General features: G+C 57.3%; 1 protein-coding gene. It reads right to left on the bottom strand.

Features of this window, described 5'->3' with window-relative positions:
* Positions 1–368 (bottom strand): TlpA disulfide reductase family protein (locus ACWUKX_RS31020; RefSeq protein ID WP_456010465.1); only part of this gene is annotated, 368 nt, incomplete at both ends.

A 368-nucleotide genomic window follows, 5' to 3' on the forward strand; every position in this document is an offset into this window, starting at 1 on the left:
TCGGATGACCGATAAAGGCGATGTGACCGTCACGGTCGACCACGAACGAGGTCGGAATCCCGACAGAAAAGCTGGGCTCCATCCAAAGCTTGTCCATTTCGCCTGTGGAGTCGAACGCGATCCGATAATTCAGATTCGAGAACTTTTCGGTCAACCACGCGTCCAACTGGCTTCGGGCCTCATCGGCCGTTGGAGCGTCTTCAGAAGCCGCGACTCCGACGATCTCGACTCCGCTGTCCCTGTATTTCTCCTGCAACTGCATCAGATGCGGCATCCCGTCCACACATGGTCCGCACCACGTTGCCCAAAATTCGACGATATACACTTTGCCGGGCTTGAAGCTCGTGAGCGGCTCGCCACGCAGCCAG

The organism is Mesorhizobium sp. f-mel (genome assembly GCF_053850215.1).